This is a genomic window from Dictyobacter aurantiacus (assembly GCF_003967515.1).
Lineage (GTDB): Bacteria > Chloroflexota > Ktedonobacteria > Ktedonobacterales > Ktedonobacteraceae > Dictyobacter > Dictyobacter aurantiacus.
The window spans coordinates 1,495,215-1,511,764 of record NZ_BIFQ01000002.1; the positions used below are offsets into that span (position 1 = coordinate 1,495,215).

The 16,550-nt window shown below is 52.0% G+C and carries 14 protein-coding genes; 12 read left to right on the top strand and 2 right to left on the bottom strand.

The window, feature by feature from the left end; all coding sequences use genetic code 11:
* Positions 1-15 precede the first annotated feature (15 nt).
* The 7 genes from KTT_RS30850 (at position 16) to folE (ending at position 6,438) form a co-directional block, all read left to right on the top strand.
* The gene (locus KTT_RS30850) at positions 16-1,968 is read left to right on the top strand and encodes a protein phosphatase 2C domain-containing protein (protein ID WP_160146250.1); all 1,953 of its coding nucleotides are present in this window, start codon (positions 16-18) and stop codon (positions 1,966-1,968) included.
* A gap of 377 nt (positions 1,969-2,345) precedes the next feature.
* The gene (locus tag KTT_RS30855) at positions 2,346-2,894 is read left to right on the top strand and encodes a GNAT family N-acetyltransferase (RefSeq protein WP_126601512.1); all 549 of its coding nucleotides are present in this window, start codon (positions 2,346-2,348) and stop codon (positions 2,892-2,894) included.
* Between the two features lie 303 nt (positions 2,895-3,197).
* Positions 3,198-3,647, top strand: a complete 450-nt coding sequence (gene queF, locus KTT_RS30860) for a preQ(1) synthase (RefSeq protein WP_126601513.1) — start codon at positions 3,198-3,200, stop codon at positions 3,645-3,647.
* Positions 3,648-3,691: 44 nt separating this feature from the next.
* Positions 3,692-4,444 (top strand): 7-cyano-7-deazaguanine synthase QueC, encoded by a 753-nt coding sequence (gene queC / locus KTT_RS30865; protein WP_218031053.1) that lies wholly within the window; start codon positions 3,692-3,694, stop codon positions 4,442-4,444.
* A 32-nt stretch (positions 4,445-4,476) separates the two neighbouring features.
* Positions 4,477-4,932, top strand: coding sequence for a 6-pyruvoyl trahydropterin synthase family protein (locus KTT_RS30870; protein ID WP_126601515.1), 456 nt, complete (start codon positions 4,477-4,479; stop codon positions 4,930-4,932).
* Between the two features lie 3 nt (positions 4,933-4,935).
* Positions 4,936-5,697, top strand: coding sequence for a 7-carboxy-7-deazaguanine synthase QueE (queE, locus tag KTT_RS30875; RefSeq protein ID WP_126601516.1), 762 nt, complete (start codon positions 4,936-4,938; stop codon positions 5,695-5,697).
* Positions 5,698-5,754: 57 nt separating this feature from the next.
* Positions 5,755-6,438, top strand: coding sequence for a GTP cyclohydrolase I (folE, locus tag KTT_RS30880; protein WP_235845924.1), 684 nt, complete (start codon positions 5,755-5,757; stop codon positions 6,436-6,438).
* Positions 6,439-6,815: 377 nt separating this feature from the next.
* On the opposite strand, the gene KTT_RS30885 is transcribed toward folE, so the two are convergent.
* Complete coding sequence (locus KTT_RS30885) at positions 6,816-8,126, bottom strand: MFS transporter (RefSeq protein WP_126601517.1); 1,311 nt, start codon at positions 8,124-8,126, stop codon at positions 6,816-6,818.
* A 492-nt stretch (positions 8,127-8,618) separates the two neighbouring features.
* Between KTT_RS30885 and KTT_RS30890 the strand changes: the two genes are divergently transcribed.
* Positions 8,619-9,668: a hypothetical protein gene (locus KTT_RS30890; RefSeq protein ID WP_126601518.1), complete on the top strand. Its 1,050-nt coding sequence runs from the start codon at positions 8,619-8,621 to the stop codon at positions 9,666-9,668.
* Between the two features lie 110 nt (positions 9,669-9,778).
* On the opposite strand, the gene KTT_RS30895 is transcribed toward KTT_RS30890, so the two are convergent.
* Positions 9,779-11,191, bottom strand: coding sequence for a toll/interleukin-1 receptor domain-containing protein (locus tag KTT_RS30895; RefSeq protein WP_126601519.1), 1,413 nt, complete (start codon positions 11,189-11,191; stop codon positions 9,779-9,781).
* 424 nt (positions 11,192-11,615) lie between these two features.
* Here KTT_RS30895 and KTT_RS30900 point away from each other — a divergent pair, with 424 nt between their 5' ends.
* From KTT_RS30900 to KTT_RS30915, 4 genes are all read left to right on the top strand, one after another.
* Positions 11,616-12,155, top strand: a complete 540-nt coding sequence (locus tag KTT_RS30900) for a hypothetical protein (RefSeq protein WP_126601520.1) — start codon at positions 11,616-11,618, stop codon at positions 12,153-12,155.
* Positions 12,156-12,495: 340 nt separating this feature from the next.
* Entirely contained in the window at positions 12,496-14,211 is a 1,716-nt protein-coding gene (locus KTT_RS30905; protein ID WP_126601521.1) for a peptide ABC transporter substrate-binding protein, read from the top strand.
* 28 nt (positions 14,212-14,239) lie between these two features.
* The gene (locus KTT_RS30910) at positions 14,240-15,322 is read left to right on the top strand and encodes an ABC transporter permease (RefSeq protein WP_235845925.1); all 1,083 of its coding nucleotides are present in this window, start codon (positions 14,240-14,242) and stop codon (positions 15,320-15,322) included.
* 16 nt (positions 15,323-15,338) lie between these two features.
* Positions 15,339-16,382, top strand: a complete 1,044-nt coding sequence (locus KTT_RS30915) for an ABC transporter permease (RefSeq protein ID WP_126601522.1) — start codon at positions 15,339-15,341, stop codon at positions 16,380-16,382.
* Positions 16,383-16,550: the final 168 nt, after the last annotated feature.

The following is a 16,550-nucleotide window of genomic DNA, read 5'->3' on the forward strand; positions in this document are numbered from 1 at the left end:
AAGTCTGGATGGCATATGATGATCGAGAATCTAAAAGAGGCATATACACATCAGCGCCGGGTCAAGATAGCAGCGTTTTTGGGCCTGTGTACCAGTAGTCTCCTGCTGACGATCTGTTCGGGAGGCTTCCCACCATGGGCATGGCGCTTCCTGTTTCAGGTGTTACCACAGATTCCTGTCCTGTGGCAGGCCCAGGGTGCGGCTATCTTCTTACCACTGTTTGGACTCTGCTTGCTTTCGCTGGCGCTGCTCATCTTATGGCTGACCATTATCATCTTGCTGGTAAAGGTATCGAAGCATATCTGGAATGATTTTACGGATCACCGATCGTTTGAAGACGATCTGCGCGAGGCCGAGATGCTGGCGGCACAAGCGGCGCCGCAGGAAGTTGATCAGACGGAGGAAGATCCGGTACCTGTGCCAGCAAGACGCCCCAGGACAACCGCGTCATTAAGCAGCCGCGTGCCACTATCCCAGACAAGTGCCCCGCAGGCGACCCGCGCGATGACCAGGCCGGAGCCGCGCTCTATCCCGGTACCCATGGCGCATCAGACCGCCTATACGGCCGCGCCAAAGGCGGTTGGCGCCGTCAACTTCCCCGGACTGACCTATCCCACGCCGATATTGCGCCAGGGTGATCAGGGGGCGTCAACAGTCAGCGTCCGGCGCACTACTGATTTACGTCAGCCGGACCCAATGCCGTCTCGACCGGTGGAGTTTTCACGACCTGTCACGCAGTCTGTCAGGGCGGTTCGCCAGCAACTGCGCATCGTGCCGCCCATTGAGCCAGATGAACCGCTTGATAGCGAAGATGATTTCGAGCAGGACTTTGCCGAGTTGCCGGATGAAACACAGGTTGAGCGGGATCAGCGATCATTTGAGCGACAAACGGATGAGGACGAGCTTGACATCGATCTGTGGGAGACCCGACCGGGTGATGTGGATGAAGAGATCGATGTTGAGCAGTATGATGCTGAGGAGGATCTGGAGGCGACCCTGCCACCTCCTCCCGCTCCCGAACCGCAACAACAGCAGGCGGGCAGAAACCCCTTGAGCGTTGGTGATAGCTTCGACTTTGATCAGCAGCAATATCAGCCTGTGCGTGCCGCTCGCAAGCCTCGTATCACCACGGAGATCGCGCCGACTCGCTACGTGGTGGGAATTGGACTGGATCCCGGCCTGGCGCGTAAAGATGCGCCGAATGAGGATAGCATCTTTGCTATTCAGGGGATGCGTGTCACCAACGAAGCATCGAAGCCGGCCGGCCTGTTTATGGTCGCCGATGGCATGGGAGGGCATGCCAATGGACGAGAGGCCAGCCGCACGGCTATCCATACCATCAGCGACGTCATTGTGCCTGCCCTGCTACGTGACGTCAGCGGTAGCAATGCCAAAGAGGAAAAGACCCTGTTCCAGGATATGCTCAAAGATGGCGTGCACCGGGCCAATATCGCGCTGTATCGACGTAACCGTGAGATGCCGCGTATGATGGGCACCACGCTGACGGCTGCCCTGGTAGTGGATAGGATCGCCTATATCGCCAACGTCGGGGATAGCCGTACCTATCTCTATCGGCCATCTGAGGGCCTGGTGCAGATCACGCATGACCACTCGGTGGTGGCCCGATTGGTAGAGGATGGTGTTATCACACGTGACGACATCTATACCCATCCACAACGTAACCAGATTTATCGCTGTCTGGGTGAGCACGCTTCGGTCGATATCGACTCGTTCGCCATTCCATTGCAGCTCAACGACATTCTGCTGCTCTGTTCGGATGGCCTGTGGGAGATGGTCCGCGACCAGGCGCTGGAGCGTATTATCGCCTCTTCGGCGCACAATCCCTCGCAGCTCAGTGCCATGCTGGTGCAGGCCGCGCTCAACCACGGCGGCGCCGACAATATCAGCGTGATCGCCGTTGGCATCGTCAGCGGCGAGGATGCCGATAACACCAGCTGGATGCTGTGAAGCACGTGTCTGACGTTTATGCATATCGCCTGCGGCCGCCTGTGTTTCGTCCCTGTGGAGCTCAACTGCCCATGTTATGCCAGTGCATAGAGAGCGCATCCACGTCCCTGTTGAGACCAACAGCCCATGTTATGTTGGTGCATGGAGGGCGCGAATGCGCCCTCCATGCACCAACATAACACACAAATGCGGCCGCGCATGCGGACGCGCGTGCGGGGCGCCCAGGTCCACCAACACGAATAAAAATGAAGCGTCTCTTTCTCAGAGACGCCTCATTTTTGTGCCTGTTTTTGCTTGACAAGATCGCAGCAGGCGTTGAGAATGAGAAGAAACGTATATGGTGCTGACTGAAGCGCCAGCGAAGGTAAGGAAGAGAGATGGTATCGTTAACCACCCGGCGTTTAACACTGCGCGAATTCGAGCCCACAGATTGGCCGGAGGTCTATGCATATGAAAGTGATCCCGCCGTAGCACGCTACCTGGTGTATCCTGCCAGCTCTCCACAGGAATGCCAGGTCAATCTGGATTTTCTGGTTGGACATCAGCATGAGCCGCAGCGCCTGGTCTTCCATCTGGCAATGGTACTGGCAGGGGAGAAACAGCTGATAGGCACCTGTGGCCTGCAGATTACCAGCCGCGCTGTTGGTGAGGCGGAACTGGGTTACGCTTTGCATAGTGCCCACTGGGGCCAGGGTTATATGTCCGAGGCGGTCAGGGCTATCATTGCGTATGGCTTCAACACGCTGCAGCTGTGTCGCATCATTGGCACCTGCGTACCCGACAATGCTGCCTCGATCCGCGTCATGCAGAAAGCCGGCATGCAGCAGGAAGGGCATCTGCGTGAGAACAAGCTGATCAAGGGCCAGCTATGCGACTCACTGATTTTCGCCATCCTGAAAAAAGAATGGCGGCAGACAACGCCATGACAGCCGCCCTGGCAAGAAGGGCCATACCGACATCCTTTTTCTGCTTTATCGCTCGCTGAGAGGTTTACCAGAGGGTATTGATGAGGTAGTGTTGCCATGGGCGTCCCCGAGCGAAATCGAATGCTCTCCGCGTTTAGACGTCGTAATCTTTTTGGACCTGCGTACAAGAACTGGATGCTATCGCAGTAAAATGACTTCATAACATGCCGGGGCAGTGTGATTTTTTGGCCCCATTGTATTGCGAGGTTGTGATATTGTTGATATTGAAAGATCATCTAGTTTTATTCTATATGGAGGTTCCCAATGTCAGAGTCTGAGCAGGATCGTGTTATCGGTCGCTATGGCTTTGATGAGATTGCGGCCAATCACTTAGAGGCCTGGCCCAACTCATATCCCGAGCGTGATTATGTGACCCATTTTGAGATTCCGGAGTTCACGTGTCTTTGCCCACGTTCAGGTTTTCCGGATTTCGCCACCATTATTGTTGATTATGTTCCCGATAAGCAAGTTGTTGAATTAAAAAGTTTGAAGCTGTATATTAATGCATATCGCAATCGCCAGATCAGCCATGAAGCTTCGACGAATGCGATATTGGACGACCTGGTGGCGCTATTATCGCCGCGCTGGATGCGTGTGGTGGGAGACTTCACTGTACGCGGTAATATTAAAACGGTTATTACGACAGAATACGCTAACCCCGAGTATCATGGCCCACGCCCCGAGCTCAAACGGTTCTTGCCCGCTATCGGTTAATCCTATTCTGCACCTGTTCACCAGACCCTACGAGGAGAATGTATATGCCTATAAACAACCGTGCAGTATTGATTGTGAGCGGTGGTATGGATAGCTGTGTGCTGGCCCACTATTACGCCGCGGCCGGTTTTCATCTGCACCTGCTCTCATTTGATTATGGACAAAAGCATGTCAAAGAATTAGACTATGCCGAGCGCTATATCGCCGATCTGCGCGCGCGCTACAGCCAGCTGGAGATCGTACACGACACCATTGATCTGCCGATCGCTCAACTGCTGACCAATTCGGACTCAGCCCTGATCAATCCTGAGCGTCAGATGCCGCACGGCCACTATACCGATGATAGCATGAAGGCCACCGTCGTGCCTTATCGCAATCCAAATATGCTGCTGCAGGCGGCTACCGTCGCCTGGAACGAGCACGCCAGTGTTGTCGCCTATGCCGCGCACCAGGGAGACTACTCACAGTATCCCGACTGCCGTGAAGAGTTTGTGGACGCCTTCAACAACCTGCTGGCCGTCGCGATGGAAGGGCAGACGATCAAGGTTGAGTCCCCGTTTATGCGCTTCACGAAGGCGCAGATCGCGCGCCTGGGCTCCAATCTGCATGTTCCATTTGAGCACACCTGGAGCTGTTATGAGGGTGGAAGCTCTGGTCTGGATGATCGACACTGTGGTATCTGTGGCACCTGCGTCGAACGCTACGAGGCCTTCAAAGAGGCCGGGGTGCCCGATCCGACCGTCTACGCCAATGATCCAGAGCAATATCTGCATATCCCTGGTCGTGCTGACGCATAGATACCATACAGAAACGATGCGAGGAAATCCTGATGACAAGATATGCCATTATCACTAAAGAATTTACCTTTGAGGCCGCCCATCATCTTCCCAATCATCGTGGCAAGTGCCGTCGTCCGCATGGACATTCCTACCGTCTCCAGATTTCCTTGCGTGGACCCATCTTACAGGCGCCCGGCGAATCCAGCGACGGCATGGTGATGGACTTTGATGATGTAAAAACCATCGTGAACGCCACGATTCTTGAGCAACTTTCGGACGCTGTGCCGCGCGGGGACGCGGCGCAGGTCGTAGAAAAGGGCGGCATGGACCACAACGATCTCAACGCCCTGACCGGCATTCGCACCACGGCCGAAAATCTGGTACATTGGGTATGGGATGCCCTAGTCGCGGGTGGTATACCCGATGCTCTGCTGTACCGTATCAGATTGTGGGAAACAGAAAAAGGGTATGTGGAGATTACGCATGCGGAGCGTGAGGAGGTGTAGGCAATGACGCAAACAGCGCAGAATATCAGTGTTGGCACAAAAACGATTCAGGTGTCCGAAATTTTCGGACCCACGATTCAGGGTGAAGGCGCACTGATAGGGAAACCGACGGTTTTTGTGCGTACCGGTGGCTGTGATTATCGCTGCAGCTGGTGTGATAGCCTGTACGCGGTCCTGCCGGAACATAAAGCCGAATGGCACGCCATGGACACCCGGCAGATCTTTGCTGAGGTTGAACGGCTGTCGGGCCACGCGCCTCTGCTGGTGACGCTCTCCGGTGGGAATCCCGCGATTCAGCCGCTTGAAGGACTGATCGATCTCGGGCATGAGCATGGCTATACATTTGCCATTGAGACGCAGGGCAGCGTGGCACAGCCCTGGTTCGCGAAATTAGATTACCTGACACTGTCGCCCAAGCCACCCAGTAGTAAGCAAGTGACTCGTTGGGAGCGGCTTGATCGTAGTATATTGTATGCAACGAATGCCAGGCACACACATGAAATACAAATCAACCTCAAAATTGTTATCTTTGATGAGGATGATTACGCATATGCCAGATATGTTGCCGAGCGCTATCCCGCCATCCCAATGTACTTACAGGCAGGAAATCACACGCCTCCGCAGCAGGCAGAAGAGATCGACGTATCAGGCATTTTACAGCGTATGGATTGGCTCATACAGCGCACGATCGCGGATCGCTGGTATGGGGCAACAGTGCTCCCACAACTCCATACTCTGTTGTGGGGAAACAAGCGTGGCGTATAATTCCCCTGTTCCCATTGAGCAACGCAAAAAATGCACTGAAATAAGGATAGGTAAATTATGGTATTGCACTTAGATCGGGATCACTCAATGAACAATGGCCATGCTCAGCATAATGGGCATAAAGAAGATACCCATATGCTCAATCGCGAACAGGAGCAGGTTATTGTAGCTGGAGAGCAGCGGCCAGCGGCAGCACAGGTTGATTATCCCCGCTTGCTTGAGCTGGGGCGCGAGTTGCTCGTGGCTCTGGGCGAAAATCCTGATCGTGAAGGATTAGCAGGGACACCACGCCGCTGGGCCGACTGGTGGCGCGAGTTTATTGAATATGATCCAGGAACGACCGAGACCACCTTTAGCTCTGTTTCAACCGATCAGATCGTGTGCGTCTCAGGCATGCGTGTTTTCTCCCTTTGTGAGCATCACCTGTTGCCCATGTGGTGTGATGTCGCCATTGGCTATATTCCCGGTGACAAAGTGCTGGGGCTCTCAAAATTCGCGCGTATCGCCCATCAGTTCGCGCACCAGCTGCAGATTCAAGAGCGGCTGGGTCAGCAGATCGCTGATGAGGTCAGTCGTATTACCGGCACCAATCATGTCGCCGTGATAGTCAAAGGCGAGCACCTGTGTATGTCGGCCAGGGGGATTCGCACCCCCGGCGTGATGACATCATCGGTCATGCGTGGTTCCTTCCGCACCGACCGCGATCTGCGCGCCGAATTCATGCAGATGATCCAACCTTAACGACTTCCCGGCAATAAGCCTGCCAACCAGCTCGCCTATTGTCATCGCGATAAACACGTTGCGGGGAATGAAGGCGACCCCTCCTCTATACCAGAGGAGGGGTCGCTTGCTTTTATAGACGTATCCAGGAGCAAGCGCACCGTCCAGTGATCATGTCCGTCGGGCGCGGGTCACGGTCCGGGCGTTGGTTTTGCCTCGATGGATCATGGCATCCAAGATTACCTGCTCTTCGCAGGTCAAACACACCGTCGATGGGAATAGCATAGCAAGCCCTCCGTTTCTCGCAAGCGAGCTATCAGGAAGGTGAGCCACTGCACGAATCTCGCGCATTGTGCGAGATTCGTGCAGTGGCTCACCTTCCTGTCCATGTGGTTCTGCTATTGACGTTTTCTGAACTGGCGAGAGGCGTGCAGTCCCCCCACAAAGATGAGAACCCCAGCCCCGATATACAGCAGGTTGGTCGCGTTCAGTTCGCCTGTGGGCAGATGGACGACAACCCCTTGCAGCAGCGTACTGCTCACATACCCGCCCAGGAACGTGGCGAGCAAGGAACTCAGGGTCGTGGCAGTTCCTAGAGTGGAGAAGACGCGGCCCACCATCTGCTCTGGCGTGGCCAGGAGGACCAGGGGTCCAACCAGCACCTCGGCCTGCTGAGCGACGATGCCAATAAGTGTGAAACCCAGCAGGGCGATGATCGCCTGATTCGGGACGGTTGAGACGACGACTATCACCCCAGCAAAGAGGGAGGCGCGAGCATAGACGCTGGTCGCTTCGACTTTGGCCGCTGTACGATCAGCGAGCAAGGTCCCCACGATGCCTCCAATGGCTGCCACAGTGCTGAAGAGGCCATACAGGCTCATGGGCACATGAATATTCTGAGTGATATAGAAGAGGGACAGGACGCTCACAATGCCCCATCCAAAGGAATACAGGCTCTCGGTTAGTAGTATAGTGCGGAGTTGGAGCTGGCCCCCGATGAAGCGCAACCCCTCGCGCAGTTCCGTCAAGACTCGCCGCAGTGATGTGGATTGGGCTGACGCGCGCCTTTCTGCCGCAGAGGCGCGCATGCGCCCGATCAACACCCAGGAACAGGCATACGAGGCCGCATTCAAGGCAATCGCCCACCCGGCTCCCAGGGAGACGTAGCAGATGCCCGCACAGGCAGACCCGATGGCCCAGCTGAACACGCCGGCCCCAACGGTCAGCGCCGAAGCGCGGGTCAGCTGCTCTTGCGGGACTACCTCTTTGAGGATCGCCTTGGTCGCCGGAGTGAAGAACTGACTCAGAGCACTGACGGCTGCCACAACGAGATAAATGATGGTGAGCCTGACAGCCAGTGGCAGCGGGAGCGGCCCACTGATCGGCAAAAGGGTGCACACCAGCACAGCCCGCAGTGCATCCATGAGGCGCATCGTCCGTAGTTTGGGCCAGCGGTCCACAAACACGCCAGCCAATGGGCCGATCAGGAGAGCCGGGAGTGCGGAGGCCAGCACCACGCCGCTGATTGCAAGGGGGGCCGCACTCTGGTTCTGCAGCAGCGTCCCGACCCATAAGATGAGCATCATCGTGAACAGTACATCACCAACCAGCGAGATCGTCCCACCAAGCCATAACAAGGTGTAGTTGCGATTGATGGGCAGCGCGAGCTTTGGCCGAGAGGACAGGCGTTTGGAAAAGCGAGGAAACATAGCAATCCTTTCACACGCGACATCCGCGTTGAGATGCGAGATCGATTCAAGCGTGTCTCAAGAGGGGGTGCAGTGCGAAGAAGAGGGGGATAGGTCCCAACAGGGGAAACAATGGGGAGAGCTTGACTCTCCGCTCACTCCTCGATTCGCGCCGCATGCGGCGCGAACACACCGGGAGAGTAAGCAAGGACGCGTATGAGGCAGGTCAGGGAGAGGTGAAGTGGTTTCATCATGGCTGCATCACGATCCTTATTGTTGGTTGTTTGAAAAGTGCTTCTATCCTAGCACAGGACGTTCCTGCCTGTCAACTGTCGTTGCAACTCTCCGCAGGGCCGCAACGATCACGAAAGATGTATACAGAAAAAAGAAGCAGGCATATAAGTGGCCCACCTCCCTAGAAGCTAGTCGAACTGACCATTAGCAACCCTTGTGTTTATAAAGCGTATTATGATATTCTAGGAGCAGTACGCCATGCCGAAAGGAGTCACGTCTATGGCCGAGCACTTATCTAAAAAATCTATCTTATTGCCTTTACTTTTGCTTTTATTGCTGAGTGGATGTGACCAATCCTCGTCCCTTCAACAGACACAGAAAACACCCCCTTCTGCTCCTTGTGGAAAGCCTGCTCTTGCCTCGGCTGTTAAGTCATCTTCACTGGGAGCGAAGGTTGCCTTTGATCTTGGTGGATGTATACATGTTCAGTCCTCAAGTGGCTTTACTTGTAGTTTCTCCAATCTGGACCCTCTTACACCAGGTACCCTGGTTCTTCCAAAGATACGCTCAACATATGATCAGGGCACATTACAGTCACTAGAAAATTATCTTACTGCTATCAGTAAGACAGGTAATGGAATAGACCGCGTACAGAATCTCCAAGGTACTGTTCCTTATCCAGCCTTTTCTGCGAATCCTGATGCTTTTCAGTTAGTACCAGTAAGCGGGATATTACGGTTTAAGGGTGAGCCAACCGGTGTAGGTGGGCAGGGTGATTTTTGCGATGAAATCTTGTATATCTCGAATATCGGAAAATTGCCAATCCAAATTTCCCAGATCTCTGTACGATATACAGCAGATACACAACCAAACAATGGTCACTATAATCTCATCGATGCTTGTTCCATGCCCTCTATTTCAGTTCAAGCTCAGGTATGTTTGCCTTACGGGAGTGGAGGAGGATTTTCTGCTACGTCTGTTTTTGCTCTGCATCCAGGGCGTGCAGGCACAGTCATCTCAAACGACTTCAATGAGTTTATTCAACCAGGTGATGTCATAAAGGTAATCATTTCCTATACTTCTTTAAAAAGCCTCTCTTTTTCACTTGTGCCATCATTTACGCTTTCTTGGCCAGCGTCAGCAAGTGAATTTACCCCAACGCCAGGATCTATAACAGGAAACGGCGTTACCTATGTTGCTCCACAACTCCAGGAGACATTTACTTCTGCTTCTCTTTCTCAATTTTCTTGTTACGCTTTACAGGGCCAGCAATTTATAGAAGTTCCGGTGAACGATCTTTTAGGAAAAAAGAATCATTGGTGTATGTAAGATAGATGCTATATTCACCTTTGAAGCTTTTTTAAACAATAGCCTCTAATAGAGGTACTGCCAAAATCTGTATTTATCTATTAAAAAATCGCTTTTGCTGGATATGACTACTAGTGAGAGTTATCCCAGTTCGAGGCGTTAGAGAAAACAACCTGAAACGTCTGAGGAAGCGTTAGGGGTGGTTCAGTACTTGCATTAGCGAACTGATAGAATACTTGTACTTGAAACTGAAGGTATGCCACGGTTGTTGATATAACCTGGATAGAGAGTTGATTAGACTCTCCAGGTTTCAGAACAACAAACTGGGGAGGCTCTGCATAGAGTAATTGGCCTGGTGTTTGCCCTTTGTAGGTCACAGGATAAGGATAGGTGATATACGTTGTCGTTACTCCAGGCGTCCACACTTTCAATGGCTGAGGAAGCTTTGGAATAGAGAGCAGTTTCAATGCAATATAGTCAATTTGAATATCTACACCCTTGTCTCGTAAGCTTTGCACTTGCACTATTATTTTGTCGTACGTAGTAGTATTTTTTGCTAATAAGACGGCACTAATGCTTCTCGAAAGAGTTTTACTAGCTGATAGGACGAATGAGGGGCTTAGAACATCCACAAGTTTTATCGAGAGATTCTGATCATGAATTCCTCCATTCTGCTGGGAAAGTGACTGATTAGTTGGTTGAAGCGAGGAACGACAAAAAGAAAAAGCGCAAGCTGGTAATGAAAGAGATGGAATGAGGAATGTTGTCAGGGCAAAGAGGAGGACAACGGTGATAAGAAGCTTCCAATTGAGGAGCTTTCTGTTTTGAGATTTACCAATGCGCTTATCAGGACGGAGGAGTTTATGCACGATGATATTTAAAGGACTATAGACAAGTGTATGGGAAAGATCTCTTGTGGAGGCCAATTTTGTTCGTTCCTGGTGGGTTTCAAGCTCTTTCAGAAACTCTCCCGATAAGGGTTCTTGCCTTTGAATACTGGTATATTGAAGTGCCTTCTCGCCATTTTCTTGTTGTTGGTAGGCAGGAGTAGAGAGAGTCGATTGCACTTTTACCTCTTCAATCACACGGCGCATCCCTTCAATTATATCCAAAAAAGCCTCATCGTGGTTAGGCCAAGTAGAAACAGGTTTTCCATTGGTTGGCAGTACTTGTAACTTTCCAAAAGGCTCTTCCTGCCAATAAACTGGACGCACAATCACTGGTATGACATGATTTTCGCCTCGGCTCTGCCGCTCGAGTGCACGAGCCATCTGAACACTGTAGCAGTAATTGGAACTTATGAAGCTTGGGCTGATCAATAACAAAACAAGTTGCGCATTATCGAGACGATCCTGAATTTCTTGTTCCCAAACTGTTCCAGCTCGAATCTCACGATCATGCCAAGACGTAATAAATCCCTGTCGTTTCAGTGGCGCCAAATGCTCTTCTAGTTGTACTAAGAATTTTTCGTCCTCGCGGGCATAGCACAAAAAAATGCTTATCATGGATACTACGTTTTCATCCTTCTTGACAGCCTCTTCCATAGCTCCGCTCTCCTCTCAGTATCTTCCTTTCAACTGGGATAAGCATTTTGGGCAAGTTGCCAGAAAAGTATCCATATCCTTGTTGTTACGACCACGCACTAAAGTAGTGCCGATAAGATATGCATGTTTGTTCACCGTCAGTATTCAGCTTCTTTTTTGATATCTCATTTATATAAGTAGATATTATGATGTAGTATACAAGAAACTCAGCTAGAGGTAAACAATAAAGAGGATGTCTAACCTCCGCTGAAACTTATCAAAAAGGATATGGGAGAGCTAGTTTTCCTCTTTTATGTAAATGTGTGCTCCATACACTGTAGAGGAGATTTTTTAGCTCTATATTTTGCTAGATCCGCTATTTTACGTCTATACATTCAAGACTGGTTATGCATTTTCCTATGTAGATATGAGAGAGGAGCAAGTCATGACGCTCAACGATTGGGTGAGTATTGCCACGATTGTCCAAACGTTTTTTGTAGCTGTTTCTCTCGGTTTCATTTGGTATCAACTCCGAGAAGCTGTACTACTCACGCGAACGGCTAATGGGCAGAGACAAACAGAACGAGCGGGTCACTGGCAATTACAGGTAGCACAGGATGAACAACTTGCGGAGCTTTGGCTTCAAGGAACAAGAACACCTGATGCTCTCAGTGAGGTCCATCTGTGGCGATATCAAAGGCTGTTCATGTATGTATTAAATATCTATGCAGAAACCTATCATCAGTGGAGCGAGAAGCAATTTGATGACGCAGACTATTCTACATGGAGGATTGGTCTTGACCAATTAATCCTTGAGAAGGGGTTCGCCTATCATTGGAGCAGTGTCAAGGAATCTTTTGACTCATCATTTGTGCATTATGTCGATCGGCAACTCAAGAGAGTTGATCCTTCTTCAACACCACTGACAGCCTACCATTCCGCAAAGCATTCAACCCCGTTTCCAAAAGAAGGAAGCGAGAACTAAGCCTCCGAAGTGGTCAAGAGTCCTTTTATGTGACAGAATTGCCGCATTATGCAAATGCTGGTTTGTAGAGGATGAGGGGCGTACCACAGAGGGGTGCATTTGCACCTCATCCTCTGTAAACCCGTTGAGCGCCGGAGGCGCGTAGAGTCAGGGGTCGCAGACACGAAACCTACAGCTTTCAGTTATACACTTGCACATTATAAAATATATATGTACAAATAATTAAAATACCTTCAGCATTTTTTGTAGCAATCTGAATATTAATATGGCATAATGTACTGTATGCAATAAGAGGGATGGTAAGATATGTCGTTGGTGTAGTTGTATAGGAGTACTCTATATGCATAAAATTGCTCAAAATTATAGTATTTTCCTCTTCTTTTCTGCGCTGGCACTGTTGAGTGTGCTGGGATCGGCCTGCGGCTCTAGTGCCCAGATGGCGCAGAAAACCTCGGACCTCATGGCCCCGGCGAGCCAACAGGTTTTCCGCTGGGGCATTCTCGGTAGCACGGACTTTACCACGTTAGATCCAGCCTTAGCAACAGACTCGACCGATGTGGCGGCTATTCAGACGCTCTTTACCGGGCTGATTCAGTTTAATGACAAAGGCGACATCAAACCGCAGCTGGCGGAGTCTTACCAGATCTCTCCCGATGGTTTGACGTATACCTTCAAGTTGAAGCCAAACCTAAGGTTTAGTGACGGAGCGCCATTGACGGCCAGCGACGTTGCCTATAGCATCAATCGAACCCTTGATCCTAAGCTGCAATCACCTGTGAGCGCGTACCTTAGCCTGCTCAAGGACGCCGATGCGATGGTGAGCGGTAAAATCAAGACGCTGATTAACGATAGCCTGATTGTAAGGGATCCCCAGACCATCTCTATCGTTATTCGGCAGCCGGTTGCCTATTTCCTCCAGACACTGGCGTATCCAACCTCGTACGTGGTGGAGAAAAGTATTGTTGAGAAATATGGCAAAAACTGGACCGACCATCTGGACGAGGGCGGCTCAACTGGTCCATTTAAAGTCGCCAGGTACAGTCATACGGTTGGCCTGGACCTGGTTCCCAATGCCAGGTATTATGGGGCGCAGCCGAAGTTGAGACGGGTAGAGATTCATATGACGGGCCAGCCCGAGGCTGCCTATAATGCCTATCTCAGTGGTCAGCTTGACTACACTGGCATCCCTACGGGCAAGCTTGATGAAGCAATGAAGCGTCCTGACCATGTGCATATCCCCGTATTGGGGCTGCGCATGATCCAGATGAATTATCTGGCGAAGCCCTTTGATAATGTAAAGGTGCGTCAGGCCTTTGATCTCGCCCTCAATCGCGATCTGCTGGCCAGGACCCTGTTCCGTGATCAGGTGATTCCTTCCAATCGCTTTGTTCCCGCAGGGATGTATGGAGCCAGTCCCACGGAGATCAAGGGTCCCGATGGGACAACCAGCACGGCCGGTAATGCGGCACTAGCCAGAAAGCTTTTACAGGAAGGCTTAAAGGAAGACGGTTATAGCAGTGTAGCCGCCCTTCCAACTATCACCTTCACCGAAGCCAACGCTACCAACTCTCTCAAGCGCGCCAATGCCTTGATTGATCAGTGGAAAACTGTCCTGGGTGTCAATATCAAGCTCAACACGGTTGACGCACAGACCTATAGTAAGCTCTTATACAGCAACACTGGCAAGTCCACGCTTCAGATGTGGGACTATGCCTGGCAGGCTGATTTCCCCGATCCACATGACTGGCTGAATGTTTTCTTTGGCAAAGGTGAATTGCAGAACTCCATGAATTATGGCCAGAACAATTCGCCGATGGTGAAAGATCAGCAGGCGGTCCAGGCCGAACTCCAGAAAGCCGACTACATCCTGGATAGAGATGCCCGCGCTAAGAAGTACAACGAGTTAGAGCAGAGGCTATCGTCCGAGTCTGCCTGGATCCCGATGTACCAAACCACCATTGATGTCATGCTCAGTCCACACGTCCACGGCTACATTAACGATCCGCTTGGCGTCGTCGATCCCGAAGACTGGAGCGACATCTACATAACCCGGTAAGTTGTGCTTGCCTGGCAAGCAGCTAGTAATGTGGGAGGTGCAGGAGGGCGGCCAGCCCTTCTGCCGGAGTGTGGGCGAGCATGCTCAAGTCCCCACACTCTCCTTTCTCCTTTCGCGCCGCCGCAGGCGGCGCGAGAATGTGAGGGAACTCATGCTGCAATTTCTCTTAAAGCGCCTGCTTGGACTCCTCTTTGTCCTGCTCGGCGTTTCTTTTATTACGTTTATCATTGGATATTTTTCGCCGATTGATCCGGTGTTGCAGCAGTTAGGACAACATTATACCCCGGAAAGCTATGCGCGCCTGCGCCATGCTTACGGACTGGATCTGCCGTGGTATATGCAATATTTTCGTTATGTTGTGAACCTGCTGCATTTTGATCTGGGCCGTTCCATCCATAATCAGAGCCGACGCGTGATAGATCTGCTGAAAGATGGTATCCCCATTTCGGCGGAGATTGCTACCTGGGGATTGCTGATCACGATCTTGCTGGGTATTCCAGCGGGCATTCTGTCTGCGATCAAGGCAAATACCTGGCTCGACACCACCAATATGGTGCTGGCCCTGATCCTGTATGCGTTGCCGGTCTTTATCATCGCTATCTTCGCTCAACTACTGGTCGTGTGGCTGAACGTGAACTGGGGACTGGGCTGGCCGGTTACCGACTGGGGTACCCCCTGGCAATACAGCTGGAGCGACATCCAGTATAAGCTGGTGCCTATCATGGTGTATGGCCTGGCTGGATACGCCTACTATGCGCGGCTGGCGCGTACCAGCATGCTCGAGGTGCTGCGCCAGGATTATATTCGTACCGCCCACGCCAAGGGATTGCGCCAGCGGACCGTTGTCTATCGCCATGCGTTGCGTAACGCGCTGTTGCCCTTAATCACGGTATTCGGACTCTCGCTTGGCCTGTTGATTACCGGCGCGTTTTTTATCGAGCGCATCTTCAACATTCAGGGGATAGGACTGACGACTATTAACGCCGTCAGCCAGGGAGATTTTCCGGTCATCCAGGCTACCGCTCTACTGGCGGCCCTGGGAGTGGTCCTGGGCAATACGATCTCGGATATCCTGTATACTATCGTCGATCCACGCATCAAGCTATCGTAGAGAGGTGGTGGGGGGAATGAACAGGCAAAACTTCAAATCTCGCTCACTGGCCACAACAGGTGTTGTGCAAGAGGTGCCGCCCGGCGAAGAAGATCATCCTGATGCGCGGCGCGTATACAGTCCCTTATGGGAGGCGCTGAAGAGATTTATCGCTGATCGCCGGGCGCTGGTGAGTACGCTGGTGCTGCTGCTCATGTTGTTGATAGCGGTGTTTGGCCCCTTTATATATCAACATGTTGGGATTAGTATTCAAAGCGACCTCGCGGGACGCATCGGGCCGGAGCGCTACCATGTCTATTACCATGAAGAGCTTTCAAGGCAGGATCAATTGCCCTCGTCTGTGTACTGGCTGGGAACGGACAGCGTTGGACGCGATATTCTAGCGCGCCTGATGCAGGGGCTGCTGATCTCGTTTACGGTCGCGATCATGGTAGAAGTGGTGGATGTGGGACTCGGCCTGTGCGTCGGCTTGCTGGCAGGCTACTATGGTGGCTGGATCGATCAACTGCTGGCCCGCTTTACTGATATTATGTTCGCCTTTCCCTCGCTGTTATTTGCCCTGCTGCTGGTCGGGGTGTTCGGTCCTCGGGCCAATGATCTCTTTGAAGCGGTTCCGCTCTTTGGGGACCCTGGTAATTCGCGCCTGCTGATCGTCTCGCTGGCCCTGGCGTTTACCGCCTGGCCCCTGATGGCTCGTTATGTACGTGGCCAGACCTTGCAGATCAAGGAGCGGCAGTTCATTGAGGCCGCACGTACGGTGGGGACTCCTGACTGGCGCATCATCATCCGGCACATTATCCCCAACCTGTTCAGTCTGGTCTTTATCGCCTCGACCCTCAATATCGCCGGAACCATTATCGGGGAGGCGGGCCTGAGCCTGCTGGGCGTGGGCGTGCAGGATCCCGGATCGAGCCTGGGGCTGATGATCGCGGATGCCCTGGAAGTGACCGAGTCGCATCCGTGGGAGATCTTCGTGCCTACCTGTGTCCTGACTATTATTGTGCTGTCTATATCGTTTATCGGAGATGGTTTGCGCGATGCGTTTGATCCCCATCACTAGCGGTTCACGGGTTCTTGACAAGGACTTCTATCCCAAAATATGAAGGAGGCCGGTTTGTTTGTATATACTCTCAAACTGTTGCTCTATCTGCTGGTAGCGTTACGTTTTTGACGATCATGCACTGAAATCCTCCGGCCGTGTCTGGACGCCAAGCTGAGCTACACGTCG